This window comes from Streptomyces toxytricini (assembly GCF_014649915.1).
In the GTDB taxonomy this organism is placed as follows: Bacteria; Actinomycetota; Actinomycetes; order Streptomycetales; family Streptomycetaceae; genus Streptomyces; species Streptomyces toxytricini.
Genome location: NZ_BMTY01000022.1, coordinates 1 through 14896, shown reverse-complemented (window position 1 = coordinate 14896; position 14896 = coordinate 1). Strand labels below are relative to the sequence as shown.

General features: G+C 74.6%; 17 protein-coding genes. 7 read left to right on the top strand and 10 right to left on the bottom strand.

Annotated features, from left to right (window positions below):
* Window positions 1-74: 74 nt before the first annotated feature.
* On the top strand, window positions 75-695 hold the full coding sequence (locus IE170_RS25275; RefSeq protein ID WP_229885148.1) for a TetR/AcrR family transcriptional regulator: 621 nt from the start codon (window positions 75-77) through the stop codon (window positions 693-695).
* 19 nt (window positions 696-714) lie between these two features.
* Here the strand turns inward: IE170_RS25275 and IE170_RS25270 are convergent, their stop codons facing one another.
* Both IE170_RS25270 and IE170_RS25265 read right to left on the bottom strand, forming a co-directional pair.
* Window positions 715-2019, bottom strand: coding sequence for an MFS transporter (locus IE170_RS25270; RefSeq protein WP_229885147.1), 1305 nt, complete (start codon window positions 2017-2019; stop codon window positions 715-717).
* On the bottom strand, window positions 2016-3131 hold the full coding sequence (locus IE170_RS25265) for a PLP-dependent cysteine synthase family protein (RefSeq protein ID WP_189811732.1): 1116 nt from the start codon (window positions 3129-3131) through the stop codon (window positions 2016-2018). Before IE170_RS25265 ends, IE170_RS25270 begins: the two co-directional genes overlap by 4 nt.
* A 967-nt stretch (window positions 3132-4098) precedes the next feature.
* Here IE170_RS25265 and IE170_RS25260 point away from each other — a divergent pair.
* The 3 genes from IE170_RS25260 (at window position 4099) to IE170_RS25250 (ending at window position 5960) form a co-directional block, all read left to right on the top strand.
* On the top strand, window positions 4099-4530 hold the full coding sequence (locus IE170_RS25260) for a VOC family protein (protein WP_189811731.1): 432 nt from the start codon (window positions 4099-4101) through the stop codon (window positions 4528-4530).
* A 172-nt stretch (window positions 4531-4702) separates the two neighbouring features.
* Window positions 4703-5635 carry a trypsin-like serine peptidase gene (locus IE170_RS25255; protein WP_189811730.1) on the top strand — a complete coding sequence of 311 codons (933 nt, stop codon included), beginning with the start codon at window positions 4703-4705 and terminating at the stop codon, window positions 5633-5635.
* A gap of 46 nt (window positions 5636-5681) precedes the next feature.
* On the top strand, window positions 5682-5960 hold the full coding sequence (locus IE170_RS25250) for a carboxypeptidase-like regulatory domain-containing protein (protein WP_189811729.1): 279 nt from the start codon (window positions 5682-5684) through the stop codon (window positions 5958-5960).
* Window positions 5961-5964: 4 nt separating this feature from the next.
* Here the strand turns inward: IE170_RS25250 and IE170_RS25245 are convergent, their stop codons facing one another.
* The 3 genes from IE170_RS25245 to IE170_RS25235 form a co-directional block, all read right to left on the bottom strand.
* On the bottom strand, window positions 5965-6216 hold the full coding sequence (locus IE170_RS25245) for an EF-hand domain-containing protein (RefSeq protein ID WP_189811728.1): 252 nt from the start codon (window positions 6214-6216) through the stop codon (window positions 5965-5967).
* Between the two features lie 200 nt (window positions 6217-6416).
* Window positions 6417-7880: an amino acid permease gene (locus IE170_RS25240; protein ID WP_189811727.1), complete on the bottom strand. Its 1464-nt coding sequence runs from the start codon at window positions 7878-7880 to the stop codon at window positions 6417-6419.
* A gap of 442 nt (window positions 7881-8322) precedes the next feature.
* Complete coding sequence (locus IE170_RS25235; protein ID WP_189811726.1) at window positions 8323-8541, bottom strand: hypothetical protein; 219 nt, start codon at window positions 8539-8541, stop codon at window positions 8323-8325.
* 218 nt (window positions 8542-8759) lie between these two features.
* Here IE170_RS25235 and IE170_RS25230 point away from each other — a divergent pair, with 218 nt between their 5' ends.
* Window positions 8760-9179, top strand: a complete 420-nt coding sequence (locus IE170_RS25230; RefSeq protein ID WP_189811725.1) for a CBS domain-containing protein — start codon at window positions 8760-8762, stop codon at window positions 9177-9179.
* Window positions 9180-9197: 18 nt separating this feature from the next.
* On the opposite strand, the gene IE170_RS25225 is transcribed toward IE170_RS25230, so the two are convergent.
* Window positions 9198-9824 (bottom strand): TetR family transcriptional regulator, encoded by a 627-nt coding sequence (locus tag IE170_RS25225; RefSeq protein WP_229885146.1) that lies wholly within the window; start codon window positions 9822-9824, stop codon window positions 9198-9200.
* Between the two features lie 62 nt (window positions 9825-9886).
* Here IE170_RS25225 and IE170_RS25220 point away from each other — a divergent pair, with 62 nt between their 5' ends.
* Window positions 9887-10912 carry a saccharopine dehydrogenase family protein gene (locus IE170_RS25220; RefSeq protein WP_223856576.1) on the top strand — a complete coding sequence of 342 codons (1026 nt, stop codon included), beginning with the start codon at window positions 9887-9889 and terminating at the stop codon, window positions 10910-10912.
* Here the strand turns inward: IE170_RS25220 and IE170_RS25215 are convergent.
* From IE170_RS25215 to IE170_RS25200, 4 genes are read right to left on the bottom strand one after another with little or no spacing between them, the layout of a single operon-like run.
* The gene (locus tag IE170_RS25215; protein ID WP_189811724.1) at window positions 10902-12089 is read right to left on the bottom strand and encodes a zinc-dependent alcohol dehydrogenase; all 1188 of its coding nucleotides are present in this window, start codon (window positions 12087-12089) and stop codon (window positions 10902-10904) included. The two genes, IE170_RS25220 and IE170_RS25215, sit on opposite strands and share 11 nt — an antisense overlap.
* 26 nt (window positions 12090-12115) lie before the next feature.
* Window positions 12116-13144, bottom strand: a complete 1029-nt coding sequence (locus IE170_RS25210) for an iron-containing redox enzyme family protein (RefSeq protein WP_229885145.1) — start codon at window positions 13142-13144, stop codon at window positions 12116-12118.
* Window positions 13141-13347 (bottom strand): CDGSH iron-sulfur domain-containing protein, encoded by a 207-nt coding sequence (locus IE170_RS25205; RefSeq protein ID WP_189811723.1) that lies wholly within the window; start codon window positions 13345-13347, stop codon window positions 13141-13143. The genes IE170_RS25210 and IE170_RS25205 overlap by 4 nt, the downstream gene beginning before the upstream one ends.
* Window positions 13331-13978: a HemK2/MTQ2 family protein methyltransferase gene (locus tag IE170_RS25200; protein WP_189811722.1), complete on the bottom strand. Its 648-nt coding sequence runs from the start codon at window positions 13976-13978 to the stop codon at window positions 13331-13333. The genes IE170_RS25205 and IE170_RS25200 overlap by 17 nt, the downstream gene beginning before the upstream one ends.
* Window positions 13979-14227: 249 nt before the next feature.
* Between IE170_RS25200 and IE170_RS25195 the strand changes: the two genes are divergently transcribed.
* On the top strand, window positions 14228-14743 hold the full coding sequence (locus tag IE170_RS25195) for a hypothetical protein (RefSeq protein WP_229885143.1): 516 nt from the start codon (window positions 14228-14230) through the stop codon (window positions 14741-14743).
* Window positions 14744-14896: the final 153 nt, after the last annotated feature.

Genomic DNA, 14896 nt, shown 5'->3' with positions numbered 1-14896 from the left:
CTTGCACTCCGAGTGCATATTTACGCTTGCACTTGGAGTGCAACAATGTCAATGCGAGGAGATCGGGAGGACGAGTGGAGAAGCGACCGGAGTCGGCGGCCGACGGGCGGACCGAGCGCGGCCGGCAGACGCGCGAGCGCATCGCCGACGCACTGCTCGCCCTGCTCGACGAGGGGGCCACCGAATTCCCGGCGGACAAGGTGGCGGCCCGCGCCGGGGTGTCGCGGCGCTCGGTGTTCCACCACTTCGCCGACATGTCCCAGCTGGTCGACACCGCCATCACCCGGCGGCTGGAGCAGCTCGCCGAGCAGATCAGACCGCTGCCGACCGCCGGCCCGCGCGCCGAGCGGGTGGCCGCGCTCGCCGAGCAGCGCGCCCGGATCCTGGAGTGGATCACTCCGGCCCGGCTGGCGGCCATGCGGATGGACCACCCCTCGCCGCGCATGCGGCGGGTGATCGACGAGGCGTTCGCCGACGGCCGCCGCCGAATGGAGGCCGTCCTCGCGGCGGAGCTCGACCCCTTGCCGGAGGACCGCCGCCGCGACCTCGCCGACGGCCTGGACGCCGTCACCACCTGGGGCGCCTGGCACCACTGGCGTTCGACGGGCCTGAGCGCCGAGCAGGCCCGGCACGCCATGGAGGCCACCGTGCTGAACCTGCTCGCCTCCGCCGACCCGGGGCCGGCCGTCGGCTGAGCCGCGCCCGCGCGGGCCCTCAGGCCGCCGCCGGCTCCGCCGGGGCGCCCCTGCCGGGTGGTGCGAGGCGCCCGGTGCGCTCCAGGGCCAGCAGCGCGCCCGCGCACAGCACGCCGAGGGCGAGGAGCGCGAGCCAGGGCAGCGACGGCACGCCCGCGGCGCGGGCCGCGTCGAGCGCCGCGCCGGTGAGCAGGTTCCCCACGGTGATGCCGATCCCGCAGACGGTGTTGTACAGCCCGTAGTGCGTGGCCACGAGCCGGTCCCCGGACAGCCCGACGAGGGTGTCCATCTCGAACGGGTACGCCACCATCGTCCCCACGGCGAGCAGCACGGCGGCCAGCACGGGCACGCCCGCCGCGTGCAGCCACCGCCACCCTCCCCCGTCCGGCAGCGGCAGCGCCGGTGCCAGCAGCAGCGGGGCGAAGGCCGCGGCCATCGCCAGCAGCCCCCACACGAGCGCCCGCCCGGACGTCGTGCGGGCCCGGCACCAGGCGGTGACGCGGGTCTGGAGCAGGATCGTCAGCAGCCCGGGCACCGCGAACAGCGCGGCCGCCGCCGCCGTGCCGAAGTGCCCCGGGCCGCCGAGGCGCCGCACCTCCAGCGGCAGCGCCAGGTACACCTGGTAGGACAGGACGTACGAGCCGGCCATGGCGGTCGAGAACAGCACGAACGGGCGGTTCGCGAGGATGCCCCGCCACTGGGCGAGGACCGGCGGGCGCGGCCCGTCCCCGGTGCCGGCCGGGCCGTCGGCCCGGCGGGCGGGCAGGCGGCGGATCTGGACCGCGCCGAGGACGGCGAAGATCCCGGCCGCGGTCAGGCAGGTGACGCGGAAGCCGGCGCCCGTGAGCAGCATGCCGACCGGCGGGCCCAGCAGGATGCCCGCCTGGTAGAAGACGTTGAACAGGGCGAACGCCTCCACCCGCCGCTCTGACGCCTCGACGGCGAGGTAGGCGCGCGACGCCGGGTTGAACAGGGCGCCCGCGAGGCCGACGGCCGCCGACGCGACGAGCAGTGCGGGCAGCGAGCCGACCAGGCCGAGCAGAGCGAACCCGGCGGTCCGCAGCAGCAGCCCGGCCACGATCAGCGGCTTGTAGCCCAGCCGGTCGGCGAGGGTCCCGCCGACCAGGAACATGCCCTGCTGGCTGAAGTTCCGCACGCCGAGGACGAGGCCGACCGTCCAGGCGGCCATGCCGAGCGTCCCGGACAGGTGGACCGCCAGGTACGGCATCAGCATGTAGAAGCCGAGGTTGATGGCGAACTGGTTGACCATCAGCAGCCGGACGCCCGTCCCGTACGAGCGGAGCGGCGCCAGGATGCCCTTCACCGGGACGCCTCCCGCACCCCGTCCGCGCGCCCGGCCAGGGGGTCGACGACGGCGGTGCAGCGGGTCCAGCGGACGACCTCCTTCTCGTCGGCCCGGCCCACGACCTCCGGCTCGGCGGCCGGGGGCGCGTCGAGGAGCCCGTGGGCGGCGCACCAGTCGTCGTCGTACACGGTGCCGAGGTAGCGCTGCGGCCCGTCGGGGAAGACCGCAGCGATCCGGGTGCCCTCCGGGCGGGTGCGGGCCAGCCAGCCGGCGACCAGCGCCACGGCGCCCACGCTCCAGCCGCCCGTGGCGTAGTGCGAGGACGCCAGCCGCCGGCAGGCCCACACGGCCTCGGCCGGCGCCACCCAGTGCACCTCTGTGAAGCTGCCGTAGGCGACGTTGCGGGGGTGGATGCTCGACCCGAGGCCGCGCATCAGCCGGGGCCGGGCCGGCTGCCCGAAGATGGTGGAGCCGATGGTGTCGACGCCGACGAGCTCCAGGCGGGGGTAGAGCTGGCGCAGGACCCGCGAGAGGCCCGCGGAGTGCCCGCCGGTGCCGACACTGCACACCAGGACGTCGATGTGGCCGAGTCCCGAGGCGAGTTCGAGGGCGAGCGGGGTGTAGGCGGTGGTGTTGTCGGGGTTGTTGTACTGGTCAGGGCACCAGGCGCCGGGGTCCTCGTCCAGCAGCCGCCGTACGCGTTCCCGCCGGGCCTCCTGCCACCCGCCGGCCGGGTGCGGCTCGGGGACGACCTCGACCCGGGCCCCGTACGCGGTCAGCAGCCTCGTCATGGAGGGCTCCAGGCCGGGGTCCGTGACCAGGGTGACCGGGTGCCCGTGGACCATCCCGGCGAGGGCGAGGCCCAGGCCGAGGGTGCCGCTGGTGGATTCGATGACGCGGGCGCCGGGCCGCAGCTCCCCGCGGGCGCGGGCCCGTTCGACCATGTGCAGGCCGGGGCGGTCCTTGATGCCGCCGGGGTTGAACCCCTCCAGCTTGGCCCAGAAGCCGCGGCCGCAGGGCGCGAACGGCTCGGACACGCGCAACACGGGGGTGTTCCCGACGAGCCCGGACAGGGCGGCGCCGGGGGAGGGCGGTGCGGCAGCCGGGGGGCGGGGGGTGGTGGAGGACATGCGGGGGCTCCGTTCGGTTTCGGTATTTCCTGGCGGGGCGGGGTGAACGGGCATGCCGAATACCGGCCTCGCCGCCCGCTTTTCCGGCGGTTTTCGGCAGCGGCGGACCGCGGAGGCGCCGGCGCAGGAGAATGTGCGGCGGAAGCGGTAGGGGAATCACCGCGAAAAGTGACGGGAATCGGATGCCTCGGAAAACCGGCGAATCCCGGGGTGCGCGGGACGGTGAAAGGGGTGCGGATTTCCCCTCCGCCCCGGTACGGGCACGCCGGCGGGCGCCGGTCTAGATGCGGAGCACTCCGGGGGTCCGGGGCGGTACGGCCCCCTGTGTCTGCGGCCGTCCGGGGGCGGCGGGGGACGCGGCGGAATCCGCGGGCGCGGCCGGCCGGCCGGCGGGCGCGTCCGGGCAGCCTGCGAGCACCGCGCTGCCGTCCGTCCGGCCGGGTGCGCAGTGCTCGCCCTGGTGGCCGGCGCCGCCTCCGCCGTGTACGCGGTCCCGGTGCGCGGCCCGGGCCACGGGCCCCGTAGCGGAATCCGGCACGGAAGGCGCCGCCGGTGCGGAGACCGCGGCCGTCGCGGGCCGGACATGGTGTGCGGTTGCCGCGGTTTCCCCGCCGTGCGCGCAGAGGAATCCGACCAGCAGCAGGACCAGCCACAGGGGCGCCGACGCAATCCGGCAGACCCGGATCCACGGCGCACGAAAGGCGGTTCCCGCTGCTGTCACGCCGCCATGGTAGCCGTGCTTTACCGCCTTTCGGCAGATGCGTCCCGCACGATGGCCCGAACCTTTCCCCGAAAAGAGGTACGGTCCGCATATCGGTGAATGCACGGTCCTGGGGCTTTCCGGCGGGGCCTGCGCCGGGCGGCGGAGCGGCCGGCCGGTCGTGGCGTTCCGCCGCGCACGGACGGTCCGCGTGCGACGGTGGAACCGGCCGGAACCGCCGGCCCCGGCCCGAGGAGGCACCCCGCCGTGAACTGGACCCTGGAAGTCGTGCCCGTCCCCGTCACCGACATCGACCGCGCCAAGGATTTCTACGCGGAGAAGGCGGGCTTCAAGGTCGACCTCGACAGCGAGGTCGCCCCCGGCATGCGGATCGTCCAGCTGACCCCGCCCGGCTCGCGCTGCTCGATCGCCATGCTGCAGGGCATGCCCGCGGCGCCCGGCACGAAGGAGATGGCCCCGGGCACCCTGCACGGCCTCCAGCTGTGCGTCACGGACATCGAGGCGGCCCGCGCCGAGCTGGTCGCCCGCGGCGTCGACGTCTCGCCGGTGCGCCACGTCGGCGAGTCCGGCTGGGAGGACGGCAAGGGCGACACCTGGAACTCGTTCATGACCTTCCACGACCCCGACGGCAACGGCTGGGTCGTCCAGGAGGCCCCCTCGGAACTCTCGGAGCGCTGACCGCGGCCCCGCCGCGTGGCGACGGGCGGGGGATCGGCGTTCCATGGGAAGTGGGGGGAGCGCGCCCGGACGGTGCGCGGCCCGGACTCCTGGAAGCGTTCGCGGTGCATCGTCGTGCGCTCCTCGCCACACATCCACCCCCACGCCATTCCACGCATCCCCGGGAGTCGCCATGACGAACGGTCCGCACACCGCTGTCTCGAACCAGCCCGTGGAAATCACCGCGCCCGCCGCCGAGCAGGCCGTCTTCGAAGGCCCGTCGGAAGGCGCGCAGGGCGGCAGCCCCGCCGCGTTCACCTCCGACGGGCTGGAGCAGGTCGCCGGCCACACCCGCGCCCTGTCCGAGTCCGTGCCCGCCGAGGCGTGGACGGCACCCTCCGCGCCGCTGCCGGACATCGGCGAGGCCTCCTTCGGCCCACCGGACATGCTGGAGACGGTCCACGGCCCGGACGACCGGGTCCAGATCACCGACACCGCGGCCTACCCCTGGCGGGTCAACGCCTCGCTGCTCATCACCGCGGCCGACAACTCGCAGTGGATCGGCACCGGCTGGTTCATCGGCCCGCACACCCTGGTGACCGCGGGCCATGTCGTGCACATCAAGCACAGCGGCGTGCCGGGCCGCGACGGATGGGTGAAGTCCATCCAGGTCATGCCCGGCCGCAACGGCACCTTCCTGCCGTTCGGCGCCGTCACCAGCACCAACTTCCGTTCCGTGACCGGCTGGACGGCCGACGGCGACGAGAACTTCGACTACGGGGCCATCGTCATCCCCACCGAACTCGGCGCGGTGACCGGCTGGTTCGGCTTCGGCTCCTGGCCGGACGCCGACCTGCTGAAGACGAGCGTCAACATCTCCGGCTACCCCGGGGACCAGCCCCCCGGAACGCAGTGGTACGACGGCCGCGGCGTCAGCTCCGTGAACCCGCTGAAGGTGTTCTACGACATCGACACCGCCGGCGGGCAGAGCGGCAGCGCGGTCTACCGCATCCACAACGGCGGCCGGTACGGCATCGCGGTCCACGCGTACGGCGGGCTGACCACCAACTCCGGCACCCGGATCACGAAGGCGGTCTTCGACAACCTGGTCCTGTGGAAGGCGTGATCCCCGCCCCGCCCGGCCCGCCCGGGCCCGTCGGCGGTGGGCGGCGATGACCGCGTCCGGCGGCCCCGCCGTCCGCCTCGTCACCGGCACCGTCCTCGACGCGGACGGCGCGCCGGTGGCGGGCGCCTCCGTCCACCTGGCCGACGGCCCCGTACCCCTTCCGGACATCGCCGCGCTCACCGGCCCCGACGGCCGCTTCTCGTTCCCGGTCGGCGCCGACGGCGTCTACACCGTCGCCTGCCGGACCGCGGACGGGCGCGGCGCCCGGGCGGCCGTCGCCGTCGGACCGGCCGGGGCCCCGCCGGTCGAGCTGCGCCCCGGGTGAGCCCCTACCAGCCGAAGCGGCGGTCGACCACCGCGGCGAACTCCTCGAAGGTGAGGACGCGGTCGCCGTTCTGGTCCGCGGCGTCGAAGAGGGCCGAGGAGTCGTCCGCGTCGCCCACGCCCCAGACCGGTATGACGCCCTGCGCGGCGAGCGTGGGGCCCTTCGCCCGCAGGGCGGCGATGACCTCCGTCCGCGTCAGCGTGCCGTCGCGGTCGAGGTCCAGTGCGTCGAAGAGGGTGCGGGCCTTGTCGCTCATCACGTCGTCCTGCTTCCTGGTGCTGCCGCGCGTCCGCGCTGCACGTGCCGGCGCGTCCTTCCTGCCCGGAAGGACGCGGGCGTCCGCCGCGGGGTTGCCCGTACGGGGCCCCCGTACCGGCCGGAGCCGGAAAAGGGCGTACCGGCCGTTGCCGGCCGGTACGCCCCTCGGGGGATGTCAGGGTGATTCGATCGGGACGGTCAGGACCGGCCCGCGGGCTCCGGGTCCTTCTCGCCCGCCGCGGCGCGCTTGGCGACCTGCGGGCTGCGGGACTTCAGGACCGACCAGCCGACCACCAGGCAGACCGCCCAGCCGGCGCCCACGTAGAGGGAGATGCGGCTGTCCGGGTCGATGGCGATCATGCAGGTGACCAGCAGGAGGAACGCGACGGCGATCCAGCTGCACACCGTTCCGCCGGGCGCCGGGAAGGACGACGCGGGCAGACGGCCGGCGACGACCTCGCGGCGGTAGCGGATGTGGCTGATGAGGATCATCATCCAGGTCCAGATGCCGGCCGCGGTCGCGACCGAGGTCACGTAGCCGAAGGCCTTCTCCGGGACGACGTAGTTCAGGACCACGCCGATGCCCATCAGGGCGACGGAGAGGGTGATGCCGACCGCCGGGGTCTTGGTGGAGCTCAGCTTGCCGAGGACCTTCGGGGCCTCGGAGTTGGAGGCCAGGTCGCGCAGCATGCGGCCGGTGGAGTACATGCCGGAGTTGCAGGACGACAGGGCCGCGGTCAGCACCACGAAGTTGACGATCGCCGCGCCGGCCGGGATGCCGATCTTGGCGAAGGCCGCCACGAACGGGCTGACGCCGGGCTGGAACTCGGTCCACTTCACGACCATCAGGATCACGCTGAGGGCGCCGACGTAGAAGACGATGATGCGCCACGGCAGGGTGTTGATGGCCTTGGGGAGGGTCTTCTCCGGGTTCTCGGACTCACCCGCGGTGACGCCGACGAGCTCGACGGCCAGGTAGGCGAACATGACGCCCTGCAGGGTCATCAGGCTGGAGCCGACACCCTTCGGGAAGATGCCGTCGAAGGCCCACAGGTTCGAGACGGCGGCGGTGTCGCCGGCCGCGCTGAACCCGAACGTGATGACGCCGATGCCGATCACGATCATGCCGAGGAGGGCGGTGACCTTGACCATCGAGAACCAGAACTCGATCTCGCCGAAGATCTTCACGGAGATCAGGTTGGCGAGGTAGAGGACCACCAGGAAGACGAGGGCGGTCACCCACTGGGGCACTTGCGGGAACCAGTAGTGCACGTAGATCGCCGCGGCGGTCAGCTCGGCCATGCCGGTGACCACCCACATGAGCCAGTACGTCCAGCCCGTCGCGAACCCGAAGAACGGGCCGAGGAACTCGCGGGCGTACTCCGCGAAGGAACCCGACACCGGCCGGTAGAGGAGCAGCTCGCCGAGCGCTCGCATGATGAAGAAGACGATGACGCCGGCGAGGGCGTACATCAGGATGAGGCTGGGCCCGGCCTTCGCGATGTTCGCGCCCGCGCCCAGGAAGAGGCCGACGCCGATGGCGCCGCCGATCGCGATCATCTGGACCTGGCGGCTGCCGAGTCCGCGCTCGTAGCCCTCCTCGGGCGTGCCGCCCTGGGCCGAGCCGTCGCCGTGGTGCTTGTCGACCTGCGTCGAGGTCATGCTGTGGTGCGCCTTTCCGCTCCATGCCGATCCGCGCCGCGCTCGGCCGCAGATCGGGTTCCGATCCCCCGGATGCTGATGGAGTTGCATGCCGGCGATCGGCCGGCTCCAGCGCCCCTGCTCGGACGTGGGTGGTGTCCGGCAGGCGGTCGTGAAGATGTACCACGCAGACCGACGCGCCACCGTGGCGAGCATCACGGGCATTCCGGTCATTCGCCTGTGACCAGGCCGAAAGGCCCTTGTGTGGTGACTCGATCGTTATCCGGATCTGAGCCTCCTCTGAGCGAACACCGAATGACATCGGGACAACACGTGCCAGGTCTGACACGCACCATTCCGCTACGAGCGCGTACCGTGACGGGGAAGGGCCGCCAACAGGGCATACGGGCGCCCCACGGGCCGTGCGGCGATTCCGAGTCCCGCTCCTCCAGCGCCTTCGGCGTCAGTGGTCGCCGCGGCGGCCGGCGTCCTCCCCGGACGCGGCGTCGTCCCTGCGCCTACGGTCCAGCGCCGTGTCGCCGGAGCCGCCGGAGCCGCGCGGCGTTCCCGCCGGCTGCGGCGGGTCCGCGTCCGGCGAGCGGTCGCCGACCTGCTCCTCGCGCCCCTTGCCCGGTGCCTGCTCCTTGTCGTCCATGCCGCCGCCCCGCCTGTCGCCGCTCATCGCCGCACCCTCCTCGTCTCGGCTCCACCCGGCTCGCTCCGGCCCGTACCGGTCCGGTGGCCACCAGGCGGCTAACCCCGTACGCACCCCCCAAACCGCTTCGGGCCGCACCGCCCGCAGCGGCGGCCCGCCGCGTTTGCCTGGTCCGGCCGGAGGGCAGCCGTGCCCACGAGGGCGGAACCGGACAGCCCTCCGGGGCCGCCGGAAGGGAGGCAGCCATGTCCCGCAAGATCCGAGAGGTCATGACGAAACGCCCCGCGACCGTCGCCGTCCAGGTCACGGTGGCCGAGGCCGCGCGCCGCATGCGCGACGAGGACATCGGCGACGTCCTGGTCGTCGACGAGGGCAGCCTGAAGGGCCTCGTCACCGACCGCGACCTCGTCGTGCGCGTCATCGCCGAAGGCCGGGAGCCGGAGAGCACCAGCGTCTCCGACGTCTGCAGTCCGGACCTCGTCACGGTCGGACCGGACGACGACATCGACAAGGCCGTCGACCTGATGCGCTCCCGTGCGCTGCGCCGCCTGCCCGTGACGGAGGGCGGACGCCCCGTGGGCGTCGTGTCCCTGGGCGACCTGGCCATCGACCGCGACGGCTCCTCCGCCCTCGCGGACATCAGCCAGGCGCCGCCGAACACCTGAGCCGCCGCGCCGGCCCGCTCAGGGCAACAGCTGGCGGACCAGGTTGTCCGCCGCCCACCGCTCCCAGCGGTCCGGGGTCCAGCCGCGCCGGCCGACGAGGAGGCCGTAGGTCTCCGGGCCGAGGACCGCCAGGGCGGCGTCCGCCGCCGAGTCGGCGTCGTGGCCGGCGCGCAGCCCCCCGCGCGCCTTGGCGGCCAAGGCGGAGGCGAACCGGTGCTGGACGGCGTGCCGCTGGTCGAGGCTGGTCTGCCACAGCGCGGCCAGTTCCGGATCTGCGGCCGCCGCCCCGCGGACGACCTCCAGGATCGGCGCGGCGCGCTCCAGGATGCGGCGGGCGCCGGCCGCCTGGAGGGCAAGCTGCGCGGCCGGGTCGGGCTCGGCGAGGACCTCGCGCGCCCAGGGGCGGTCCAGGGTCGCCAGGGGGTCGGCGTCCCCGGCGACGGCAGTGTCGAGGAGCTCCTTCAGCAGGGCGCGCTTGTTGCCGAACGTGAAGTACACCGTCTGGACGCCGACGCCTGCCGTGCGGGCGATGTCGGCGACGCTCGTCGCGGCCCACCCCTGCCCGGTGAACAGCCCGGCGGCGGCGTCCAGCATGCGCTGCCGTGTTCGGCGGGCCTTCTCGGCCCTGGTCGTGGGTGCGGCCACCGGCCCTCCTCGCGTACGCGGGACTTTGACTGTAGTGACACTCCAGTGTATTCCACTGGAGCATGACTACAGTGAAATCGGGTCGGATCCTGCTCGTCGGCGGCTACGGCGCCGTGGGCAGCGCTGCCGCCTCCGCACTGGCAAGCCGGTTCCCGGGCCGCACGCTCATCGCCGGCCGCGACGCCGCGCGGGCCGCCCGGCTCGGCGGCGTCCGCGCGGACGTCGGCGACCCGGGCGGGTTCGGGCGCACGCTGGACGGACTCGGCGACGTGGCCGCGGTCGTGATGTGCGTGGAGCCCCCCGACGGGGCCGCCGCCCGCGCCTGCCTGGAGCGCGGCATCGGCCTCGTCGACGTCGGCGCCACCCGCCGGCTTCTCGACGACATCGCCGGCCTGCACCCCGTGGCGGCAGCGGCGGGGGCGACCGCCGTGCTCAGCGTCGGCGTGGCCCCCGGACTGACGAACCTCCTCGCCCGGCGCGCGCACGAGGAGGTCGGCGGCGCGGAGCGGATCGACCTGACGGTCCTGCTGGGCAGCGGCGAACGCCACGGCGCCGACGCCGTCCGCTGGACGGTCGACCACCTCGCCTCACCCCCGGCAGCCGCCCCGCTGCGCACCACGCTGCCCGGATTCGGGGCGCGCACCGCGTACGCCTTCCCCTTCTCCGACCAGTACACGCTGCCCCGCACCCTCGGCACGCCCCGCGTGGCCACCCGCCTCTGCCTCGACTCCCGGCCGCTGACCGCCACCCTGTTCGGGCTGCGGCGGGCCGCCCGCCGGCCCGCGGTGCGCCGCGTACTGAACGGGGCGTTCCGCCGCATCCACCTCGGGGGCGACGGCTTCGCCGTGCGGGCCGACGCCCACCGCGGCGGCCGGCACTGCGCCTACGCGCTCACCGGACGCGCGCAGAGCCGGGTCACGGGCCTCGTGGCCGCCCACGTCACCGCTGAACTCCTCGGCGGGTCCCTGCCGGCCGGCGTCCACCACATCGAGGAGCTGCCCGTGTTCGCCCGCCTGCCCGAGGCCCTCGCCGAGAACGGCGTCACCCTGCACCGGCCGGCGTTCGACGGCCCCCCTGTCAGGGGGTGAGGAGGGTCTTCATCATGCCGTCCTTCTTCGCCTGGAAGCGGGCGTACGCGTCGGGCCCCTCCTCCAGCGGCAGGACGTGCGTGGCGAAGCCCTCGACGCCCAGCGGGTCGGCGTCGGTGAGCAGCGGCAGGATGTCGTCGGTCCACGCGCGGACGTTGGCCTGCCCCATGCGCAGCTGGACCTGCTTGTCGAACAGGGTGAGCATCGGCATCGGGTCGACGGCGCCCCCGTAGACCCCGGACACCGAGATCGTGCCCCCGCGCCGCACCAGTTCGATGGCGGTGTGCAGGGCCTCCAGCCGGTCGATGCCCGCGTGTTCCAGGAGCGGCCGGGCCAGCGCATCGGGGAGGACGGCGGTGGCCTTCTGGGCGAGGGCGGCGGCGCTGCTGCCGTGGGCCTCCATGCCGACGGCGTCGATGACGGCGTCCGTGCCGCGCCCGTCGGTCAGGTCGCGGACCGCCTCGACGAGCGCGCTCCCCTTGTGCTGCCGCAGGTCGAGGGTGTGGGCGCCGTGGTCCCGGGCCCGCTGCAGGCGCTCGTCCACGAGGTCGATCCCGATGACGAGGCGGGCCCCGCGGTGCCGGGCGATCCGGCAGCACATCTGGCCGATGGGGCCGAGCCCGAGCACCGCGACCGTCCCCGCGTCGGGCAGCCCGGCGTACTCCACCGCCTGCCATGCCGTCGGCAGGACGTCGGAGAGGTACACGAACCGCTCGTCGGGCGGCCCGTGCGGGACCTTCACCGGCAGGGTGTCCCCGAACGGCACCCGCAGGTACTCGGCCTGCCCGCCCGGGACCTGCCCGTACAGCTTGGTGTAGCCGAAGAGGGCCGCGCCCTTGCCGTATTCGCGGACCTGCGTGGTCTCGCACTGCGACTGGAGCCCCTGGTCGCACATGAAGCAGGCGCCGCAGGAGATGTTGAACGGCACCACCACCCGGTCGCCGGGGCGCAGGGTGCGGACCTCGGGCCCCGTCTCCTCGACGACGCCCATCGCCTCGTGGCCGAGGACGTCCCCGCGGTCGATGTACGCGCCGAGGACGGCGTACAGGTGCAGGTCGGAGCCGCAGATGCCGGTCGACGTCACCTTGACCACGATGTCGGAGGGGTCTTCGATGCGGGGGTCGGGGACGTCCACGACCCGGACGTCCTCCCGGCCCTGCCAGGTCAGTGCGCGCATGACGGATTCCTCCTCGGAACTGGTCTTCAGGCGGCGACCGGCTGCGGCAGCGGGTGCCGCAGCGCGCTGCGCCCGTTCGTCCAGGCGGTCAGGATGTGGTCGGCGAGGCGGTCCTCCAGCAGGACCGTGGCGTCGCAGCCGAACGCGATCCGCGGCTCCAGCGCCGGATCGTCCTCCAGGAGCCCGCCGATGACCTCCCGGCGGACCACCTGCTCGTGGACGGCGTCCGCGGTGACGTGTTCGGCGTAGAAGCGGATCGCGGCCGGGCCCGCCCCGCAGGCGGTGAGGGCGTCGACCATGCGGGCGGAGCCCGGCGACGACGTGGTCTCCACGCAGGCGAAGTGGCCGACGAGCGCGGCCCGCCAGGCCCGGTGCAGCCCGAACAGGGACATCAGGTTGACGGTGGCCAGGGCCGCGGCGGGCACGGCGGGCAGGTACCGGTTGTAGCCGGCGTCCAGGCCGAGGTCCTCCATCAGGTCGGCGAACAGCCGGGCGTGGACGGCCTCCGCGCGGCCCGCGCCGAACTCGTCGTACTCGATGGCGACGAACGCGGCCTTGGCCCGGCCGGTCAGCCGCGGGATGGCCCAGGCGTGCGGGTCGGCCTCCTTCAGGTGGTACGGGGAGCGGAGGACGGCGTACTCGCGGGCCCGCCACAGCCCACCGGTCTCGGCGATGCTGCCGCTGACCCCGCCGGCGCGGTCGGCGGGGGTCGTCAGCAGCGGGCCGAACGACTCCTCGACGGTCCGCGGCGACGGCACGGCCTCCCGGAGGGCGTCGAGGAAGCGCCCTTCGAGGGCAGCGCGCACGCGCAGCAGCCCCGGGTCCCACTCGCGGTCGTCCGACACCCCGTCAAGTCCCCTGTAGTGCAGCTCGTACAGCAGGTACAGGGCGAAGTGGAGGTCGTCGCCCCACGGGTCGACGCCCGCGCCGCCGGCGGCCCGCACCAGTCCGGCCGGCGCCTCGCGCCCGTGGCGCAGGCAGTCGGCCAGCGCGGCCGACACCTCGCCGCGGGGCTCGGCGTACCAGGCGGCCTCCGCGGGCCCCACGGCGCTCACCGGCGCCGCTCCCGGGGCCGGTGGCTGGTGTCGCACCACGGGAGGGTCCGGCTGCGCCGGCAGGTGCACAGGGCGACCATGAAGCGGTCGCTGCGCCGGATCCCGTCGGGCGTCTCGACCTCGACGGGCCCCTCGACGAGGACCGGCCCGTGCGGGTCGACCACGACGCGCCGGGGGGCGCGGGGTTCAGGGGCGTTCGGCACGGATCACCACCAGTTTCTCCCTCGTTGCCGTTGCGGGGGCCAGGCCGCGCTCGTGCAGCCACGACCTGCGGGACGACAGGACGGGCCCCCAGGGGACGTCCGCCCGCAGCACGATGCGGGCCGCCAGGCCCTGCGCCCGGAGCTTCGCCACGGTGGTGGCCGCCCCGCACAGCGCCGAATGGACCAGCAGCAGGACGCCGCCGGGCCTCAGCAGCCGCGCGGCCCGCGCGCAGATCCGGTCGACGACCGCGCGGCCGTCGGCGCCGGCGTCCCAGGCCACCGCCGGGCCGGATCCGCGGCTGGTGCGGGCGGGCACGTACGGGGGGTTGCTGACGACGAGGTCGAAGCGGCGGCTTGGCGCACAGGTCTCGGCGTCGGCGAGCTCCACGCGTACGGGCAGCCGGGCCCGGTGGGCGTTGAGGCGGGCGGTGCGCACGGCCGGCCACGACACGTCGACGGCGGTGACGGCGGCGCCGCGCGCGGCGGCCAGCAGGGCGAGGACGCCGCTGCCGGTGCCCACTTCCAGGACGCGGCTCCCCGGCGCTATCGGTTCGGCCTTCAGGGCCTGGGCCAGGAGCCGGGTGTCGGCCTGGGGGCGGTAGACCCCGGGCAGCAGGACGAGTGCGGTCATACGCTGCGGCTGCCCTGCCCCCGGACCGGTATGCCCCGCTTTCCCGCACGGTTTTGCCGAGCGGGGTGCCTCCCGGGCTGTCAAGCCCCGAATTTCCGGAACGTGTCCCGGATGGGCCGTCTCGGGCCTACTGGTGGTGCGCCCCCCGAAACGGAGCAACGGGAACCCCGCAAGGCCGGGACCCGCCCCCTCCACCGCACGGGCCGCACTGAGAAGGACACCCATCCCGACATGCATCAGGAGAGCCCCATGTACCGCACCATGCACACCGCCGCCGGCGCCAGCAGCACCGGCTCCATGCGTCCCAAGCGGCGCAGCATCCGCTTCGCGACGCTGGTCGCCTCGGCCGCGGTCGTCACCGGCGGGGTGCTCCTGCCCGCGGCCGCCGCCTCGGCCGCCCCGATGCCCGCCCAGGCGGCGACCGCGCTCCCGGCTGCCGGAGGCGCCGGAGGCGACGGCGGCGCCGGCGGGTCCGGCCTGGTCGGCGGCGGGGGCGGCGCCGGAGGCTCCGGCGGCGGCAGCGTGACCGGCGTCGGCGGCGCGGGCGGCAGCGGCGGCGACGGCGGCAGCGGCCTCCTCGGCGGCGCCGGCGGCGCGGGCGGCAGCGGCGGCAGCGGCGTCGTCGGCGGCAGCGGCGGCAGCGGCGGCAGCGGCGGCTTCGGTGTCTTCCAGGGCGGCGACGGCGGCAAGGGCGGTTCCGGAGGCTTCGGCATCTTCGGCGGCCTCGGCGGCGCCGGCGGCAAGGGAGGCGGCAGCATCTTCTGACCCCACCCGCGGCCCGACCTGACCTCACCTGACCCGATCGGCGGGGTGGAGGCCTCCGGCCCCCACCCCGCCCCACCCCCCCACCAGCCACTCCTCCCGAGGCGGAGAACCCCATGTCCACCACCTCCTGGCACCGCCCGATCGTCCTCGCGG

Coding starts and splice junctions, on each gene's coding strand:
- IE170_RS25265 (WP_189811732.1), bottom strand. CDS start 3,131: ATGTCCTCCACCACCCCCCGCCCCCCGGCTGCCGCACCGCCCTCCCCC.
- IE170_RS25255 (WP_189811730.1), top strand. CDS start 4,703: ATGACGAACGGTCCGCACACCGCTGTCTCGAACCAGCCCGTGGAAATC.
- IE170_RS25250 (WP_189811729.1), top strand. CDS start 5,682: ATGACCGCGTCCGGCGGCCCCGCCGTCCGCCTCGTCACCGGCACCGTC.
- IE170_RS25245 (WP_189811728.1), bottom strand. CDS start 6,216: ATGAGCGACAAGGCCCGCACCCTCTTCGACGCACTGGACCTCGACCGC.
- IE170_RS25240 (WP_189811727.1), bottom strand. CDS start 7,880: ATGACCTCGACGCAGGTCGACAAGCACCACGGCGACGGCTCGGCCCAG.
- IE170_RS25235 (WP_189811726.1), bottom strand. CDS start 8,541: ATGAGCGGCGACAGGCGGGGCGGCGGCATGGACGACAAGGAGCAGGCA.
- IE170_RS25230 (WP_189811725.1), top strand. CDS start 8,760: ATGTCCCGCAAGATCCGAGAGGTCATGACGAAACGCCCCGCGACCGTC.
- IE170_RS25220 (WP_223856576.1), top strand. CDS start 9,887: ATGACTACAGTGAAATCGGGTCGGATCCTGCTCGTCGGCGGCTACGGC.
- IE170_RS25215 (WP_189811724.1), bottom strand. CDS start 12,089: ATGCGCGCACTGACCTGGCAGGGCCGGGAGGACGTCCGGGTCGTGGAC.
- IE170_RS25200 (WP_189811722.1), bottom strand. CDS start 13,978: ATGACCGCACTCGTCCTGCTGCCCGGGGTCTACCGCCCCCAGGCCGAC.
- IE170_RS25195 (WP_229885143.1), top strand. CDS start 14,228: ATGTACCGCACCATGCACACCGCCGCCGGCGCCAGCAGCACCGGCTCC.